The following is a 15,990-nucleotide window of genomic DNA, read 5'->3' as shown; positions in this document are numbered from 1 at the left end:
GGCAATCAGGTGAACCTCTCCGCAGACCCGATCGAGTTGTTTGTCCGGGCATTACCCCTTGCTATGTTGACTTTGCCCCTGCCCTACCCGAATGGGTATCACGAATTGCGGAAAACAGCAGTTCACCGGGTCGACTGAAAGGGAGTCCGTTGACGACAACCGAGACCCATACCGGCACCCGGCCAGCCGGTGAAGTGCTGAGCTGGAGCCGGAATCTGCTCGACCCGGCACTGCGCGACGCGGTCGACGGCCTGCCCGAATCGATGCGGCTCATCGCCGGCTACCACTTCGGCTGGTGGGACGAACACGGTCGTCCGTCCACTTCGGACAGCGGGAAGGCCCTGCGGCCGGCGCTGGCGCTGTTGTCGGCGCAGGCGGTCGGCGGGGACGCCGAGATCGCCGTCCCGGTGGGTGTCGCGGTGGAGCTGGTGCACAACTTCTCCCTGCTGCACGACGACGTGATGGACTCCGACACCACCCGGCGGCACCGCCCCACGGCCTGGACCGTTTTCGGCACCGGCGCGGCGATCCTCGCCGGGGACGCCCTGCTGTGCCGGGCCTTCGAGGTGCTGTCCCCGTTCGGGCAAACCGCGCTGCGGGTGCTCAGCACCGCCGTGATCGATCTGCTGGAAGGCCAGAGCGCCGATCTGAAGTTCGAGGAGCTCGGTGACGTCGGCACCGCCGAATGCGTACGCATGGCCGAAGGGAAGACCGGCGCGTTGCTCGGGGCGTCGTGCACGCTCGGGGCGCTGGCCGGGGAAGGGAGGCAGGATCAGGTCGACCGGCTGACCGAGTACGGGAGGGCGCTCGGGCTGGCGTTCCAGCACATCGACGATCTCCTCGGGATCTGGGGCGATCCGGCGGTGACCGGGAAACCGGTCCACTCGGATCTGTCCAACCGGAAGAAGTCCCTGCCGGTGGTGGCCGCGCTCCACTCGGGGACGGACGCCGGGCGAGAACTGGATGCCTTGTACCGCAAGGAAACCCTCGACACCGCGGAATTGCCCCATGCGGCCGAGCTGGTGGAACGGGCGGGCGGCCGGGCGTGGAGTCAGGAGCAGGCCGACGCGCTCCTGACCGGCGCGCTGCATCACCTCGCCGTCTCGAACCCGGTGCCCCGCCCAGGCGCCGAGCTCGCGGCCCTCGCGAAACTGGTGGTGCGGCGACGGTATTGAAGGCGGGCGCGGTAAGGCAGGGGTGGGCGGGAAGGGCCCACCCCTGTCCTCCTCAGGTCAGCGACCGGGCCGGGTCAGCCCTTGGTCACCGGCGCCACGGCTGAGCACGACCTCGTCGGTGGCCTTGAGCGCTTCGGCGCCGGCGTTCCCGGCCTGGCCGGTGGTCAGGTCGAGCAGGCGGATCGGCGGACCGAGCCGGACCAGCGTCGGGACGTATTCGGCCTTGTCGACCTTCCAGCGTTCGCCGTCCCGCACGAACCGGAACCGCGCGGCCGCGCCCTGTTCGGTCGACCCCTTCGGCTCCGAATGCCGGGCGACGCTGTTGCCGAGGCCGTAGGCGACCCACTTGCCGTTGATCTGCTCGAACGGCTGCACGACGTGCGCGTGATGGCCGATGATCAGGTCGATCGAGTCGTCGCCGAGGAGTTTCTTCGCCAGTGAGCGCTGCTCGGCGGTCGGGTCGTGCTGGTATTCGGTGCCCCAGTGCAGGCTCGCGAGGACGACCTGCGCGCCCGCCTTCCGGGCGGCCTTGGCCTCGGCGATCACGTCTTCGGCGTCGGTCTGGTTGACCAGCCAGGGTTTGCCCGCTGGCACCTTGATCCCGTTGAACCCGTAGGAGAAGGAGAGCTGGGCGACCTTGACGCCGTTGACGTCGACGATCAGCGGCTTCTTCGCCTCTTCGGCCGAACGCGCCGAACCGGTGTGCTTGATCCCGGCCTCGTCGAGTTTGTCGAGTGTCCTGGTCGCGCCGTCCACGCCCTGGTCGATCGTGTGGTTGGACGCCGTCGAACAGGTGTCGTACCCGGTGTCCTTGAGCGCGTCGACGATCTCGGGCGGCGCGCTGAACGACGGGTAGCCGCTGTACGGCCCGCCCTTCGGCGCGAGCGGGGTTTCGAGATGACAGATGCCGAGGTCGGCACCGGAGATCAGCGGCTTGATCCCGGCCAGCAGGGGCCGGTAGTCGATCTTGCCGCCGCCGTCCTCCTTCGCCTGCTCGGTCAGCGCGGGGTGGATCAGCACGTCACCGGTCGCGACCACGGTGAACGACCCGTCCGGCGCCTGGCTCGCCGCCGGCGCCTCGGACGTGGCGGGCGAAGGCGGCTGTTCCGGCGCGCCGGAACAGCCCGCGAGCAGGAGGGCGGCGCCGAGGAGGGCGGTGGTCTGACGGGCACGGGAGCTGAACATCGATTCCCTCGATCGGGTGAAGGTCCCTCCATCCTGCCTTACGGGTGGTCACTGGACAGCGTCACGCCTGATCGCGGAGTATCGCTGCCATGACCGCGCGCCCCCGGTTCGGCCTGATCGCTTTCGTCGTCGCCGCGTTCTGGCTGACCGCGGCCTGCGGATCGTCGGCCGACAGAACGACGGCGGACGGGACCGCCGGGGCGATCGCGAACGCGATGACCGACGGCGACAATCCCGCGCTGCTGGCCTTGACCTGCCCGCGCACGCCGGACAAGCCCGCCGCACCGGACGCGCTGGTCTCCGGCGAAACACCGGTCACCGTCGGCGGCGTGGACCAGAAGGGACAGGCCGCCATGGCGGTCCTCAACGACCAGCGGAACGAAAAACGCGCGTACGGCGCGCTGCTGATCGAAGGCGACGACGGGAACTGGTGCATTTTCGGCTTCCGCAACTGCCCGCGCGACGTGAAGGTGACCAGCGCGAACTTCGTCCCGGTCTGCCGGGGCTGACCGGGACGATTTCGCGTGATCAGATCACGTGTGTCGTCCGTTCAATCACACGTGCCGGCCGCTCAATCACACGTGTCGTCCGTCTGATCACAAGACCCTCAGGCCAGGCAGTCGCCGGGCTCGCCCCGCCGCAGCGCCGGATCCTCCTGCGGGAACGTCCGCGCCACCCCCGGCCCACTGGTACGCGTCTCGAACCGGACGGTCACCCGCCCGTGCCCGGCGCCCTGCACCCACCCGGTTCCGTACGACTCGTGCATGACGTCGTCCCCGGGGCGCCAGCTCGACGACACCACCGGCGCCGGAGCTCGCTCGACCACGGGCGTCTCGGCGACCGGAACGGAAAGCGTGAACAGCGGATCCTGATGCGGCACCGAAAGCCCGGAGAACGCCACCCCGGCCAGCCGCACCCCGCCGAACTCGGCCGGATCGATCAGCAGCCGTTCCGCCATCGCGGCGAGCTGGTCGATTTCGTCGGTGGGCGAAGCCATCGTCTCCGAACGCGTCACGGTGCTGAAATCGGTGTGCCGCAGCTTCACCACCACCGTCCGCGCGACGCGTTCGGCGTTGACGAGGCGCCGGTGCGCGTGCCCGGCGAGGTCGCGTACCTCGCGGCGCAGGCTCACCAGGTCGATCAGGTCACGGTCGAACGTCGTCTCCGCGCTGACCTGCTTGAGCTCCGCGCGGTCGGACACCGGCCGGTCGTCGACGCCGGTGGCCAGCCGCCGCAGGTCGCGCCCGACCACACTGCCCAGGGTGGACACCGCGTCGGCGTCGGAGAGCGCGGTCAGCTGGCCGAGTGTCCGGACGCCGATCGCCCGCAGTTTCCCTTCCGCCACCGGGCCGATCCCCCACAGCACCCTGGTCGGCAGCGGCGCGAGGAAGTCGCGTTCGGTGCCCTGGTCGACGACGAGCAGCCCGTCCGGTTTCGCCAGATCCGACGCGACCTTCGCGACCTGCTTCCCCGACGCCGCCCCGATCGACGCCACCAGGCCGATTTCGGACCGGATGTGCTCCCGCAGGCGCGCACCGAACTCCCGTACCCCGTCCGAGGAGGCACCGGCCAGTGAAGGCGGTTCCGCGAAGGCCTCGTCGAGGGAGATCCGTTCCAGCACGGGCGCGTACTGGGCGACGAGGTCGAACACCTGGGTGCTCAGCAGTTCGTAGAGTTTGAACCGCGGCGGCAGGATGACCCCGTTGGGCGGCAGCAGCCGCCGGGCCTGCGACATCGGCATCGCCGATTTGATCCCGTGTTCGCGCGCCTGGTAGCTCGCCCCGGCGACCACGCCGCGCGGTCCCGCACCGCCGACCAGCACCGGCCGCCGCGCCAGGGTCGGCCGGGTCAGCTGTTCACAGGAGGCGTAGAACGCGTCCATGTCGAGGTGGATGACCCACCGGTCATGCCCGCCCATCGCCCGGCACCTCGAGAAGACGATGCAGGGCCTTCGTGTACTCCTCGAACGCGGCGCGACCGCGGCTGGTCAGCTCGACCAGGGTCACCGGCGTGCGGTGCTCGAACGCCTTTGTGATCTCGACGTAGCCGGCGTCCTCGAGTTTGCGCAGATGGGTCGACAGGTTGCCCGGGGTCATGTCCAGCAGTTGCTGCAGCCGCGGGAAAGTGATGCTGTCCCCCGGCCCCAGGCTCGACAGCGCGACGGTGACCCGCAGCCGTGCCTGTGCGTGGATCACCGGGTCGAGCTGGGGCAGCCCGTCTTCGCTCATCGCGTCCGCACCAGGAAGACCAGCGACGCCACCAGGAAGCCACCGCCACCCGCGAGGCTCAGGACCAGGAAGTTGTGCGGTCCTCCGGCCAGCACACTCGCCGCACCGCACGCGATGATCCACACGCCGAGGCCGTACTGCAGTTTGCTCTGCCACAGCATCCCGCCGGCGAGGTACATCAGGCCGGTCAGGATGAGCGATGTCCCGGACCACAGCAACGGGATCAGCTCGGCGTCGAGGCCGAGGCGGATCAGCGCGGTGTTCACCACCGTCAGCCCGCCGAACGCGATCATCCAGCTCCACCCGTACATCGCCCCGACGAGCCGGGACGGACCGCGCACTCCTCGGCCGGTCCGGATGCCGTAGATCGCCGAATACACCATGGCCCCGGCGAACCCGGCGACGGTGATCACCCCGGCGGCCCACAGCGGCATCAGCGCGGTCGGCGGGGCGGAGAGGTAGATCAGCCCGAAACCGAACAGCCACACCAGTCCCCAGACGGCGAGCAGCACCGCCGGATTCGGCCCGATCTCGCGCCGGGTCTTCTCCGACTGCGTGGCGATGAGCGCGAGCGACTCCTCGGGCGTCATCGGCCGCTCGTCGCCGTCCCGTTCATCCTCCACCACTTCGGAAAACTAACACGGGTTCACAGTCTCGCCGTGTCGAGCCGGAACCTCGCCATCACCACGAGGGCGGGGATCACGAGCCACGCCGCGAGCACCGCGACGGCGGTCAGCGTGCCCGCACCGCCGAGCACCGGCGCGCGGCCGATCTCACCGAGCCAATACGTCGGCATGAGGTGCCCCGCGGTGTTCATCCAGCCGGGCAGGACCTGCAGCGGGATCCACAATCCGCCGAACATGCCGAGCGGGAGCATCAGCGCGCCGGTCACGGCCTGGACGGTGTCCCCCTTGCCGAACAGGCCGATCATCAGGCCCAGCACCGCGAAGGGCAACGTCCCGAGCCAGAGCGTGCCGAAGATGGTCAGCCACTGGCCGGTTTCGAGCCGGATGCCGCGGATCATCCCGGCCGCGAAGATCACCAGCAGCACGGGCAACGCGACGAACAATCCCGCCGACACCTTGACCATCAGGTAGCCGGACGCCCGCATCGGTGTCAGCCGCAGGGTGCGCTGCCAGCCGTCGGTGCGCTCGGTGGCGACCCGGGTGCCGGTGAACAGCGCGGCGGTCATGGCGCCGTACGCGGCCATGTTCACCATCGTCACCGTCGCGGTCGAGATCCCCGGAGCGATGTCGCGGGCGCCGAAGATCCCGCCGAACAACAGGAACATCGCCAAGGGCATGCCGATGGTGAACAACGCGAACTGCGGGCTGCGGACGATGCGTTTGATCTCCAGCGTCAGGTAGGTCATGTTCATCGCAAGGCCCCCTCGGTCTCGGCCGTGTTTCCCCGTTCAGGCGCGTCCGTGGTCAGCGCGATGAAGGCTTCTTCCAGTCCCACAGCGGTGATTTCGATGTTCGAGGCGAGCGGGAACTCGCGCAGCAGGCCGCGGATGGCGGCGTCGGAATCGGCACAGCTCAGCTCCGCGTGCCCGGCGCGCAGCACCGCGCGCGACACCCCGGGCAGCGCGGCGAGCGTGGCTTCGGTGGCTTGCGGGACGAGTGCGCGCAGCACGCGTCCCGCGACCGCGGCCCGGACCTCGCCGACCGGGCCGTCCGCGACCACCCGGCCGTGCCGCATCAGCACGACACGGTCCGCGTAGTCCTCGGCCTCGGCGAGGTAGTGCGTCGCGAAGAGGACCGTGCGGCCCGTCTCGGTGTACTCGCGCATCGACGCCCAGAACCGGCGCCGCCCGTCGACGTCCATGGCCGCGGTCGGCTCGTCGAGCACCAGCAGGTCCGGATCGCCGACCAGCGCGAGCGCGAACCGCACCCGCTGCTGTTCGCCGCCGGAGAGCTTCCCGCAGCGGCGATTCGCGTATTCGGTGACGCCGGCGCGCTTGAGCACCTCACCGACCGGCAGCGACTTCCGGTGCAGCGAGGCGAACAGGCCGACGAGTTCGGCGACCGTCGCATCCCTCAGCAGCGTCCCGTTCTGCGCCATCGCGCCGACCATCCCCCGGTCCATCGCCTCGGCCGCGCCGAGCCCGGCGACCCGCACCTGACCGGCGTCCGGCCTGCTCAGGCCCAGCAGCATGTCGATGGTGGTCGATTTGCCCGCACCGTTCGGCCCGAGCAGCGCCACCACCTCCCCCGATGCGGCCCGCACACTGACGTCGTCGACGGCCAGGACGTCGCCGAAGCGTTTGACCAGCCCTTCGAGCCTGAACGCGTCCGCCGTGACTTTCCCCCTTCGAGCACTCTGAACCACAAAGCTCACCCGCACTTTGTAACACAAAGTCCCCTGCTGCGGAAACCCCAGAAGTCCGTGAAGGCCTCCTTGAGGGACCCAGAGTCCCTCAAGGAGGCCTTCACGGACTTGCGCTAGGCGGGCACCCGGGAGAGCGCGGCGCCGGGGGCCGAAGCGGCAGCCGCGGCGGGTGCCGGAGGCGGCACCGGGAGTGGCAGTGGCGCGCATTCGACGTCGGCCGTCCGCCCGGGCTTGCGGTCGGGCAGTGCCCCGGTCGCCAGGTAGTCGGCGATCCGGTTGTCGACGCACGCGTTGCCGCGTGGGGTGATGGCGTGGCTCGTGCCGCCGGGCTCACCGATCAGGCGAGCGCCGGGGAAACGGCTACGCACTTCGAGGCTGCCTTCGTACGGCGTCGCCGCGTCGAGGGTCTCGCCGATCATCAGCACACTCGGCACCTTCGAGCCGTCGACCTTGACCGGCATGCCGGGCTTCGCGGGCCAGTACCGGCAGGGCGCGTTGAACCAGGCGTTCTGCCACGTGAAGTACGGCGCCTTTTCATACGTGCGCCAGTTGTCGCGCTTCCACTGCTGCCAGCTCGACGGCCACTTGACGTCCGTGCACTGGACGGCCAGGTAGACGGCGTAGCTGTTGTCGTCACCGCGGCCGCCGAAGGCCTCGAACAACCTCTTCATCGTCTGCCAGTCGCCCTCGTCGACGAACTTCGCCAGCGCGTCCCCGAGCAGCGTCCAGCGCAACTGGTAGTAGGAAGCCTGCTGGAAGACGTCGATGAACTCGTCCGGCCCGATGTAGCCGCCCGCCGGAACCGCCGCCAGCTTCTTCAGCTGCTCGTCGAAGACCTGCTTCACCGCGGCCTGGGTCTTGCCGAGGTGATAGACGTCGTCGTGCGACGCGACCCAGCCGAACCAGATGTTCAGGTTGACGTCGAATGCCACGTCCTGGTTCAGGTTGACCTGGTACCAGACGTGGCGAGGGTCCACAGTGGAATCGAGGACCATCCGGCGGACATGCTGCGGGAACAGCGTTCCGTAGACCTGGCCGAGGTAGGTGCCGTAGGAGTATCCGTAGAAGTTCAGCTGCTCCACGCGAAGCGCCTTGCGGATACTTTCCATGTCCTTGACCGTGTCGGTCGTCTTGATGTTCTCCAGCAACGCGCGGCTGTTCTTCTCCGCGCATGCGTCGGCGTAGGACTTCGAGCGCTGCAACCAGGTCTTCTCCAGCTGCCGCGTCGTCGGCACGTAGTTCGGCCGGTTGTAGTCCATGTAGTTCGGGATGCACGAAAGCGCCGGCTTGCTGGAGCCGACCCCGCGCGGGTCGAAACCGACCCAGTCGTAGGCGTCGCCCGCGTGGTTCGGCACCCGCGTCCCGCTGGTCGCGAGCAGCAGCCCGGAACCGCCCGGCCCGCCGGGGTTGGTGAGCATGACGCCCTGGTACTGCGCGTCGGGCGTCTTGTGCTTGACGCGGCTGAGCGCGAGCTGGATCTTCTCGCCGCGCGGGCGCGAATAGTCCAGCGGAACAGGCAGGTAGCCGCATTCGGCGCCGGCGTTGATCAAGGTCTGGTCGGTACAGGCCCCCCAAGTGATCGTCTCGGCGGGCTGCGTCTCTTCCGCGGCGACGGCGGGCGCGGCCACCGCGACCGACGCGAGCGTGGCGACGGCCAGCACGGTGATGAGCACACGTCTCAAGGTTTTTCCCTTTCCTCCAAAGGTGAAAGCCCCGAAACCCTATCCACGTCGGTGACCCGCGAAAGCCTTCCGGCAAAGGTCCCTACCAACGGCGGGTCCCGATCGCGGCAAACCGGGCAACCCGTTAATCGGTTGGGCGGCTTCGCGGGGATCGCTAGGCTGTCGATCATGATCTACTTCATCCGCATGCGCACCGCCTGAGACGGCGTGACCGCAGGGCCGCCCGCGATCGGGTGGCCCCCTTTCTGCGCGCCGTCTGACGTTCCTTCATGAATTCAGACAGGACATCATGCAGAACCAGCACATCGCCATGATCGGCAGCACCGCGCCGAGCCACATCTATCCCTCGCTCGCGATCATCCGTGAGCTGGTCGCTCGCGGGCACCGGGTCACCTACGCCGTGGGCGAGCCGCTCACCGGGCTGATCGAGCCGACCGGGGCCGAGGTCGTCCCGCATCCGTCGATCCTCCCCCTCGGCGATCAGGCGGCGTGGCCGGAGGATCCGGCGTCGCAGATGCGGGTCTTCCTCGACGAGGGCATCCAGGCGATGCCGGTGCTCACCGGCTTCTATGACGAGAACCGCCCGGACCTGCTGCTGTACGACATCGGCGGCCTCCCGGCTCCGCTGCTGGCCAGGCGGTACGACGTTCCGGCGGTGCAGCTTTCCCCGACATATGTCGCCTGGGAAGGCTACGAAGAGGACATGGGCGAGATCCTGACCTCGATCCGGACCTCGCCGACCGGGAAGGACTATTTCGCCACGTTCACCCAATGGCTGAACGAGAACGGCATCGAGGCCGACGCCTGGGACTGGATCTCCCATCCGCCCCAGGTGCTCGCGCTGCTGCCGAAGGCCATGCAGCCGAACGTCGAGCGCGTGCCGTCGTCGGTCCGGTTCGTCGGCCCGGCGCTGGACCCGGAACGCCTCGCCGACCGGAGCTGGACCCCGCCGTCCAGCGGCAGGAAGGTCCTGCTGATGTCGCTCGGCACGGCGTTCACCGACCAGCTCGACCTGTTCCGCGCTTGTGTCGACGGCTTCCGCGACTCGGACTGGCACGTGGTCATCTCCATCGGCCAGACCGATCCGGCCGCGCTCGGGCCGCTGCCCGAGCACATCGAGGTGCATCAGTTCGTGCCGCAGCTCGCGGTACTGGAGGCAGCGTCGGCGTTCATCACGCACGCCGGTATGGGCGGCAGCACGGAATCGCTGTGGTACGGCGTGCCGACCGTTGCGATCCCGCTGGCCACCGACGGTTTCGGCAACGCGGCGAAACTGGCGGAACTCGGTGTCGGCGAGCAGCTTCCGGCCGACGAGGTGACGGCCTCGACGTTGCGGGCCGCCGTCGAGCGGGTCGCCGGGTCGCCTTCGGTGGCCGCGAGGCTCGCCGAAGTGCGGGCCGAGACGCGCGGGAACGGCGGGATCGACAAGGCCGCCGACGCCGGGTCGCCGGGTCGCCCGAGGTGGCCGCGAGGCTCGCCGAAGTGCGGGCCGAGACGCGCGGGAACGGCGGGATCGACAAGGCCGCCGACGCGGTGGAGTCCTTCCTCGTCTAGCCCCACCCGAGCGCTATGAAAGGTCCTTTCCTTGCAAATTTTGCAAGGAAAGGACCTTTCATGGCACGCGCGTCAGGTGCCCCGGATCTCGTTCAGGTAGTTGTAGATCGTGTACCGCGTGACGTCGAGTTCCCCGGCGAGGTGGTCCACCGAATCCTTGATGAGGAAGAACCCAGCCTCGTCCAGTTCCCGGACCACGGCCGCCTTGTGCCGCTTCTTCATCAGGTCCACCGGGATCCCGGCCTTCGCCACCGCGCGCCCGACCAGGAACCGCTGCAGGCTGTCGACGTCCGGTGGGAACGTCTCGGGTTCGTGCCCGTTCGCCTTCGGCGCGCCGTCGGACAGCCGGTTGACGCACAGGCAGCCGATCGCGACCCCGTCGGCGTCTCGCAGGAAGAGTGTCGAGGAGCGGATCGCGCGCCCGTCGGGGCCGTGGGTCTCGTAGTTCGTCAGGTCCTGCGTGGTGCCGCGGCGGACCAGGCCCAGCAGTAGATCCGTCATCGGCCCGCCGACCGTCCGGCCGGTGAGGTCCCCCGCGATGGCGACGATCGAGTCCGGCAGCCTGCTCAGGTCGTGCAGCAGGACCTCGTTGCCCGGCCCCAGCATCGCCGCGAGCGCGTGCACCGCCGGGACGAGCGCGGTGAGCAGATCACCCGAAGCCGCCGAAGCGACGACCGGCGCATCGAACACCGTGACCGGCTTCTTCAGCCGCTCCAACGCCGTCCGCACCTGTTCGGCCGCGCTCGCCGGAGTCGACGCGTGCGGTGACAGCCGGACGTGTTCCGGCCGCACGGTCGCGGTGATCCCGGCGTTCGCCAGCGCGGAACCCACTTGTTCGGCCGCGTGTCCCTCCCACGTGAAGGCGAGGATCCCCGCCCGCCGGGCGACGGCCGAAACCACTTCCCCGCCAACGGATTTCACGACCTCTTCGAGTTCGCTGACCCGTTCGGCGATCCGTCCGGCGATGGCTCCGACGCCCGCTTCCTCGACCAGTTCCAGCGCGGCCGCGAACGCGCCCGAGGTGATCGGGCTCAGGTTGGAGAGAGACCACGAGGCCGCGGTCTCGTCGGCCGGGTGGATCTCGTCATCGAACAGTCCCGGATCGCGCGCGCCGGTCCAGCCGGAGAGGATCGGTTCCATCCGCTCCAGCGCGCGGTCGGACAGCACGGCGAAACCGGTGCCCCAGCCCGCCCGCAGCCATTTCTGCCCGCCGACGACGAGTACGTCGGCGACCTCCCACGGCGCCTCGGTCACCCCGAAGCCCTGGATCCCGTCGACCACGAGCAGCCTGTCGCCGGCCACCTCCCGGATCGCCGCCAGATCGGCGCGGTACCCGGTGCGGAAGTCGACCGCGCTCACGCTGACCAGCGACGTCTCCGGCGTCAGTACCGCCTTGACCGCGTCCGCGGTGACGTTCCCCAGCGGCAGCCGCCGCACGGTCAGCCGTCCCGCCTGTTCGGCCCGCGCCCACGGGTAGGTGTTGGCCGGGAACTCCGCCGCCGACACCAGCGCCTCGCCACCGGGCGCGTTGAACGCCGCCTGGAACAACCCGAGACTGGTGTGCGGCAACAACACCGTGTGATCGGTGTCGCTGCCCGACAACCGCGCGGCGGCGGCCTTGGCCCTGGTCTCCTGCCGCATCAGGTCGTCCACAGTGGACGGACCGGCCTTGGTGGAGGCGTCGAGCAGGCTCGCCGTCGTGTCGAGCACGGCGTGCGACGGCGGACCGAACCGCGCGAAGTCGAGGTACCCGGCCGGCTCGTCGAATTGCAGCAGGTACCGCGGGGAGATCCGCGTCATGCGAGGACCCGTGCCAGGAACTGCTTGGTCCGCTCGTGCTTCGGAGCGCTCAGGATCTCCCCCGGCGGCCCGGTCTCGACGACCACGCCGTCGGCCATGAACACCACCTCGTCCGCGGCCTCGGCCGCGAACCCCATTTCGTGCGTCACCACGACCATCGTCATCCCCTCCGCGGCCAACGTACCCATCACCGCCAGCACCTCGCCCACGAGTTCCGGGTCGAGCGCCGACGTCGGCTCGTCGAACAGCATCAGCTTGGGTTTCATCGCGAGCGACCGCGCGATCGCGACTCGCTGCTGCTGCCCGCCGGACAGTTGCGCCGGGTAGGCGTCGGCCCGGTGCGCGAGGCCGACCCGATCGAGCAGTTCCATCGCCTGGACGCGAGCTTCGGCCATGGGGACGCCGAGCACCCGCACCGGTCCTTCGACGACGTTCTGCAGTGCCGTCCGGTGGCCGAACAGGTTGAACCGCTGGAACACCATGCCGATGTCGCGTCGCTGGCGGGCGACTTCGCGTTCCTTCAGCTCGTACAGCTTGCCGTTGCGCAGCCGAAAACCGATCGGCTCGCCGTCGACCCAGACCTGACCGGCGTCGATCGTCTCCAGATGGTTGACACAGCGCAGGAAGGTGCTCTTCCCCGCACCCGACGGGCCGAGCAGGCAGACGACCTGTCCTTTGTGGACTTCAAGGTCGATTCCGCCCAGTACCTCGGTGTGGCCGTAGCTCTTGCGGACACCGACGGCTTTGAGCAGCGGCTCAGACACGTTCACTCCTCACCAGCGGCGCGGTGCGCAAGGCCTTGGCGGCACGGGAGAACGGGCCCCTCGACCGGTCTTCGGAGTCGAAGGCGCGCTCCAGATAGTGCTGTCCGACCCCGGCGACGGTCACCACGACCATGTACCAGACGGCGGCGGCCAGCAGTGTCTCCATCACCAGCAGGTTGTTGGACGAGATGTTGTTGGCGGCGTGGATCAGCTCGGTCACGCCGATCACCGACGCCATCGACGTCCCCTTGAGCATGTTGATGAAGTCATTGCCGGTCGGCGGGATGATCACCCGCATCGCCTGCGGCAGCACCACGCGGCGCAGCGTCGCGCCCGGCGACATCCCGATCGACTTCGCCGCCTCGGTCTGTCCACTGTCGACACTGTTCAGCCCGGCGCGGACGATCTCCGCCATGTACGCGCTTTCGTTGAGGGCCAAGCCCAGCAGCGCGGCCGTGAACGCGGTGATCAGCACGTTGGTCTGCTCGTGCAGCAGGTAGCCGCCGAACGGGAGCGGGATCGAGATGAACTCGAAGACCAGCGCCAGGTTGTACCAGATCAGGATCTGCAGCAGCACCGGAAGGCCGCGGAACAGCCAGATGTAGCCCGCCGCGAACCAGCGCGCCACCGGATTCGCCGAGCGGCGCATCAGGGCGATCACGATCCCGATGACGATCGCCGAACCCTGCGCGATCACCGCGAGCAGCACGGTGTTGAGCAGGCCGACCGCCATCACCCGGTACCACAGGAACTCCGGGACGGAATCCCACTGGATCTGCGCGTTCGCGAGCGCGATCCCGAGCAGCACCAGCAGCGCGAGGATGACCACGGCACTGACCCAGCGGCCCCAGTGCCTCAGCCGGACGATCGGCAGCGGCTCAACTTCCGCCATTGAGCTTCGCCTCCTTGACCGCGCCCTGCTCGACGCCCCATGCCTGGAGAATCTTGCCGTAGCCGCCATCGGCGATCAGGGACTGCAACGCCTTCTGGATCGACTCCGCGAGCGGCTTGTTCTCCTTGTTGACGCCGATGCCGTACGGCCCGCCGTTGATCGGCTCGCCGGGGACGACCTCGAAGAACTTGCCCTCGCCCGCGGTCCGCGAGATGTACACCGCGCTGGGCAGGTCGTTGAGGATGGCGGCGACCCTGCCGGTGCGGAGCTGGTTCTGGTTCTGGGTGTCGGAATCGGTCGCGGTCACGGTCAGCGCGGGCTTGCCCGCCTGCGCGCACTTGCCGTTCTGTTCTTCGGCGAACTTCTGGTGGCTCGTCCCCTGCACCACCGCGACGTTCTTGCCGCACAACGTGTCCGCGCCGGCGATCTGGTCTGGATTGCCCTTGCGGACCATGATCGTGATGCCGGAGGAGAAGTAGTCGACGAAATCGATCTGCGCCTGGCGGGTCTTGGTGTCGTTCATCGCGGCCATCGTGAGATCGACCCGGCCGGACTGCAGGCTGGTGATCAGCGAACCGAACGCCATGTCCTGGTGGTGCACGGCGACGCCCAGCTTCTTGCCGATGGCCTTGGCGAGGTCGACCTCGTAGCCGATCGGGGTCTTGCCGTCCGCGGCGTAGAAGTTGTTGGGCGCGGACTGCAGGTTCGAGGCCAGGTGCAGCATCCCGGCCTGCGTGTACTTCGCGGGCAGGGTGCCGGCGACGGCGGTGTCCTTCTGGACGGACTCGATCAGCGCCGTCGTGTCCGGGATCGCGGCGGGAGCGCCCGGAGCAGCGGGTTCCTGGCCGCCGGCTCCGTCGGGCCCACCTCCGCAGGCCGCGGTGACGAGCGCGGCCACGCCGGTGAGCACGGCCAGGCGCCAGGTTCGGGTCAGGGTGAGCGGCGTCGACGGCATGACGGACCTCCACGGGGGCTTCAGGTGGTCGCCGACGCTACAACTGGCTGTTGAAGAGGTCAACAACCAGTTGAAATCCTGTCCGCTGGATGTCCGTTTCGCGCGTGAAGGCCCCCTTCACGCGGCTGAGCCGAGGGAAGGGGGCCTTTACGCGAGCCAGGTCAGACCGCGATGTAGTTCCCCGACAGGATGATCAGGACCTGCAGGGTGATGCCGGTGCCGTAGTAGTCCTTGGCGTTCGGCGACCAGGTGGTGATCGACGTCCACAGCTTGTCGAGCCAGGCCTGGCTGCCCGGGTCGTTCATCGCCGCGATGGCGAACGAGGCGGTGAAGCAGGGGTGCTGACCCGTCTGCCCCGGGATCTTGGCGCCCGACAACAGGTAGCCCGTGGTGATCTTGGCCGGGTCGCCGCCGGTGTTCTGCTGGATCCAGGTGTTCATCTTCCGGACCTGGTCCTGCGCCGGGCTCCCCGACACGGTGATGCCGTCGACCCCGAGGCGCCACGGGTCGCGGCAGGCGTTGTAGCTGTACTTGTCGTCCTTGCCCTCGAGGAAGTCGAAGGGGGCGGGCTTCGGCGTGGAGTTCGTGTTGACCACGAAGTCCGGGATCAGGCCGGTCTTCGGCGCGTACTGCTGCTGCAGTTGCGTGACCGCCTTCTCCTGCCGGGTCCGGACCTGACCCCAGAACGAGTCCCCCGTGGCCTTCTCGAACGCGCGAAGGTGTCCCGGCATCCAGTCCGAGGAACGCGAGCTGTTGATGTACTTGCCGCTGTCGGCCCAGTCCGCCAGCCGCATGAACTTGGTGGTGGGATGCACCTCGCTGCGTTTGATCGCCTTGATGATCCGCAGCGCCTCGGCCTTGTAGTTCACCGAACCGCCGCTACCCCAGACCTTGTCGGCGAGGAGCAGGCCGTAGGCGATCTCGAGGTCCCCGTCGGTCGCCGAATCGACGCCGTTGACGCTCGTGCAGCTCTCGTTCTGCTCGGCGGCGTGCAGGTCCTTGTCGATCGACGAAGGGTGCGCCTTGACGAACTTCAGGATGCCGTCGAAGACCGTGCGCGCCTGCGAGTCCTTGCCCGCCATCATCGCCGCGATGGTCATGCCGTAACCCTGGCCCTCGGCCACGAAGGCGTGGTCGGCGTCCGGCGCCTTGACCGCGTACGTGCCCGCCCCGCACTTGGTGGTCAGGAAGTTCTTCTTCCAGTAGTCGTAGTACTTGGCGAGCGCCGCGTCCTGTGTCGACTGGGCCACAGACGGACGCAGAACGCCCGGCAGGTAAGGGGTCCCCTGCGTGGTCACCGCGGTGGCGGGGGCGGTCGTGGCGACCAGCCCGGCGGTCAGCGCGGCCGCGGCCAGCACTGTCCGAACGGTCTTTCTCATCGGCTCCTCCGGAAACGTCGTTGATGGCGGCGGCGCGTTTCGAGA

Annotated in this window: 15 protein-coding genes; 3 read left to right on the top strand and 12 right to left on the bottom strand. The window is 68.8% G+C overall.

The features are described 5' to 3' along the window. Nucleotides 1–149 precede the first annotated feature (149 nt). On the top strand, nucleotides 150–1,175 hold the full coding sequence (locus ACLJQ7_RS26115) for a family 2 encapsulin nanocompartment cargo protein polyprenyl transferase (protein ID WP_410650802.1): 1,026 nt from the start codon (nucleotides 150–152) through the stop codon (nucleotides 1,173–1,175). A 57-nt stretch (nucleotides 1,176–1,232) separates the two neighbouring features. Here ACLJQ7_RS26115 and ACLJQ7_RS26110 read toward each other — a convergent pair whose 3' ends face one another. Continuing rightward, entirely contained in the window at nucleotides 1,233–2,360 is a 1,128-nt protein-coding gene (locus ACLJQ7_RS26110) for a CapA family protein (protein WP_410650801.1), read from the bottom strand. A gap of 89 nt (nucleotides 2,361–2,449) precedes the next feature. On the opposite strand from ACLJQ7_RS26110, the gene ACLJQ7_RS26105 reads away from it, so the two are divergent. Next, entirely contained in the window at nucleotides 2,450–2,869 is a 420-nt protein-coding gene (locus ACLJQ7_RS26105) for a hypothetical protein (RefSeq protein ID WP_410650800.1), read from the top strand. 98 nt (nucleotides 2,870–2,967) lie between these two features. Here the strand turns inward: ACLJQ7_RS26105 and ACLJQ7_RS26100 are convergent, their stop codons facing one another. From ACLJQ7_RS26100 to ACLJQ7_RS26075, 6 genes are all read right to left on the bottom strand, one after another. Then, nucleotides 2,968–4,278, bottom strand: coding sequence for a DNA polymerase IV (locus ACLJQ7_RS26100; RefSeq protein ID WP_410650799.1), 1,311 nt, complete (start codon nucleotides 4,276–4,278; stop codon nucleotides 2,968–2,970). Further along, nucleotides 4,265–4,588, bottom strand: a complete 324-nt coding sequence (locus ACLJQ7_RS26095; protein WP_410650798.1) for a transcriptional regulator — start codon at nucleotides 4,586–4,588, stop codon at nucleotides 4,265–4,267. Before ACLJQ7_RS26095 ends, ACLJQ7_RS26100 begins: the two co-directional genes overlap by 14 nt. After that, the gene (locus tag ACLJQ7_RS26090; protein ID WP_410650797.1) at nucleotides 4,585–5,214 is read right to left on the bottom strand and encodes a hypothetical protein; all 630 of its coding nucleotides are present in this window, start codon (nucleotides 5,212–5,214) and stop codon (nucleotides 4,585–4,587) included. Before ACLJQ7_RS26090 ends, ACLJQ7_RS26095 begins: the two co-directional genes overlap by 4 nt. Before the next feature lie 20 nt (nucleotides 5,215–5,234). Beyond that, nucleotides 5,235–5,966 (bottom strand): ABC transporter permease, encoded by a 732-nt coding sequence (locus ACLJQ7_RS26085; RefSeq protein ID WP_410650796.1) that lies wholly within the window; start codon nucleotides 5,964–5,966, stop codon nucleotides 5,235–5,237. After that, a complete protein-coding gene (locus tag ACLJQ7_RS26080; protein WP_410650795.1) occupies nucleotides 5,963–6,928 on the bottom strand; it encodes an ABC transporter ATP-binding protein in 966 nt (321 codons plus the stop codon). Before ACLJQ7_RS26080 ends, ACLJQ7_RS26085 begins: the two co-directional genes overlap by 4 nt. Nucleotides 6,929–7,032: 104 nt before the next feature. Then, nucleotides 7,033–8,601, bottom strand: a complete 1,569-nt coding sequence (locus tag ACLJQ7_RS26075; RefSeq protein WP_410650794.1) for an alpha/beta hydrolase — start codon at nucleotides 8,599–8,601, stop codon at nucleotides 7,033–7,035. Between the two features lie 289 nt (nucleotides 8,602–8,890). On the opposite strand from ACLJQ7_RS26075, the gene ACLJQ7_RS26070 reads away from it, so the two are divergent. Then, the gene (locus tag ACLJQ7_RS26070) at nucleotides 8,891–10,174 is read left to right on the top strand and encodes a macrolide family glycosyltransferase (RefSeq protein WP_410650793.1); all 1,284 of its coding nucleotides are present in this window, start codon (nucleotides 8,891–8,893) and stop codon (nucleotides 10,172–10,174) included. Nucleotides 10,175–10,227: 53 nt separating this feature from the next. On the opposite strand, the gene ACLJQ7_RS26065 is transcribed toward ACLJQ7_RS26070, so the two are convergent. The 5 genes from ACLJQ7_RS26065 to ACLJQ7_RS26045 form a co-directional block, all read right to left on the bottom strand. Next, on the bottom strand, nucleotides 10,228–11,955 hold the full coding sequence (locus ACLJQ7_RS26065) for an aminotransferase class V-fold PLP-dependent enzyme (RefSeq protein ID WP_410650792.1): 1,728 nt from the start codon (nucleotides 11,953–11,955) through the stop codon (nucleotides 10,228–10,230). Continuing rightward, on the bottom strand, nucleotides 11,952–12,719 hold the full coding sequence (locus tag ACLJQ7_RS26060; RefSeq protein ID WP_410650791.1) for an amino acid ABC transporter ATP-binding protein: 768 nt from the start codon (nucleotides 12,717–12,719) through the stop codon (nucleotides 11,952–11,954). Before ACLJQ7_RS26060 ends, ACLJQ7_RS26065 begins: the two co-directional genes overlap by 4 nt. After that, on the bottom strand, nucleotides 12,712–13,611 hold the full coding sequence (locus ACLJQ7_RS26055; RefSeq protein ID WP_410650790.1) for an amino acid ABC transporter permease: 900 nt from the start codon (nucleotides 13,609–13,611) through the stop codon (nucleotides 12,712–12,714). The genes ACLJQ7_RS26060 and ACLJQ7_RS26055 overlap by 8 nt, the downstream gene beginning before the upstream one ends. Beyond that, nucleotides 13,598–14,566 (bottom strand): ABC transporter substrate-binding protein, encoded by a 969-nt coding sequence (locus tag ACLJQ7_RS26050; RefSeq protein WP_410650789.1) that lies wholly within the window; start codon nucleotides 14,564–14,566, stop codon nucleotides 13,598–13,600. The genes ACLJQ7_RS26055 and ACLJQ7_RS26050 overlap by 14 nt, the downstream gene beginning before the upstream one ends. A gap of 161 nt (nucleotides 14,567–14,727) precedes the next feature. Next, nucleotides 14,728–15,945, bottom strand: a complete 1,218-nt coding sequence (locus ACLJQ7_RS26045; RefSeq protein WP_410650788.1) for a glycosyl hydrolase family 8 — start codon at nucleotides 15,943–15,945, stop codon at nucleotides 14,728–14,730. Nucleotides 15,946–15,990 lie beyond the last annotated feature (45 nt).

Source organism: Amycolatopsis sp. cmx-4-54 (assembly GCF_046548895.1).
Classification (GTDB): Bacteria; Actinomycetota; Actinomycetes; order Mycobacteriales; family Pseudonocardiaceae; genus Amycolatopsis.
Note: the sequence above shows the minus strand (reverse complement) of the source record. Positions and strands in the feature narration are given on the sequence as shown.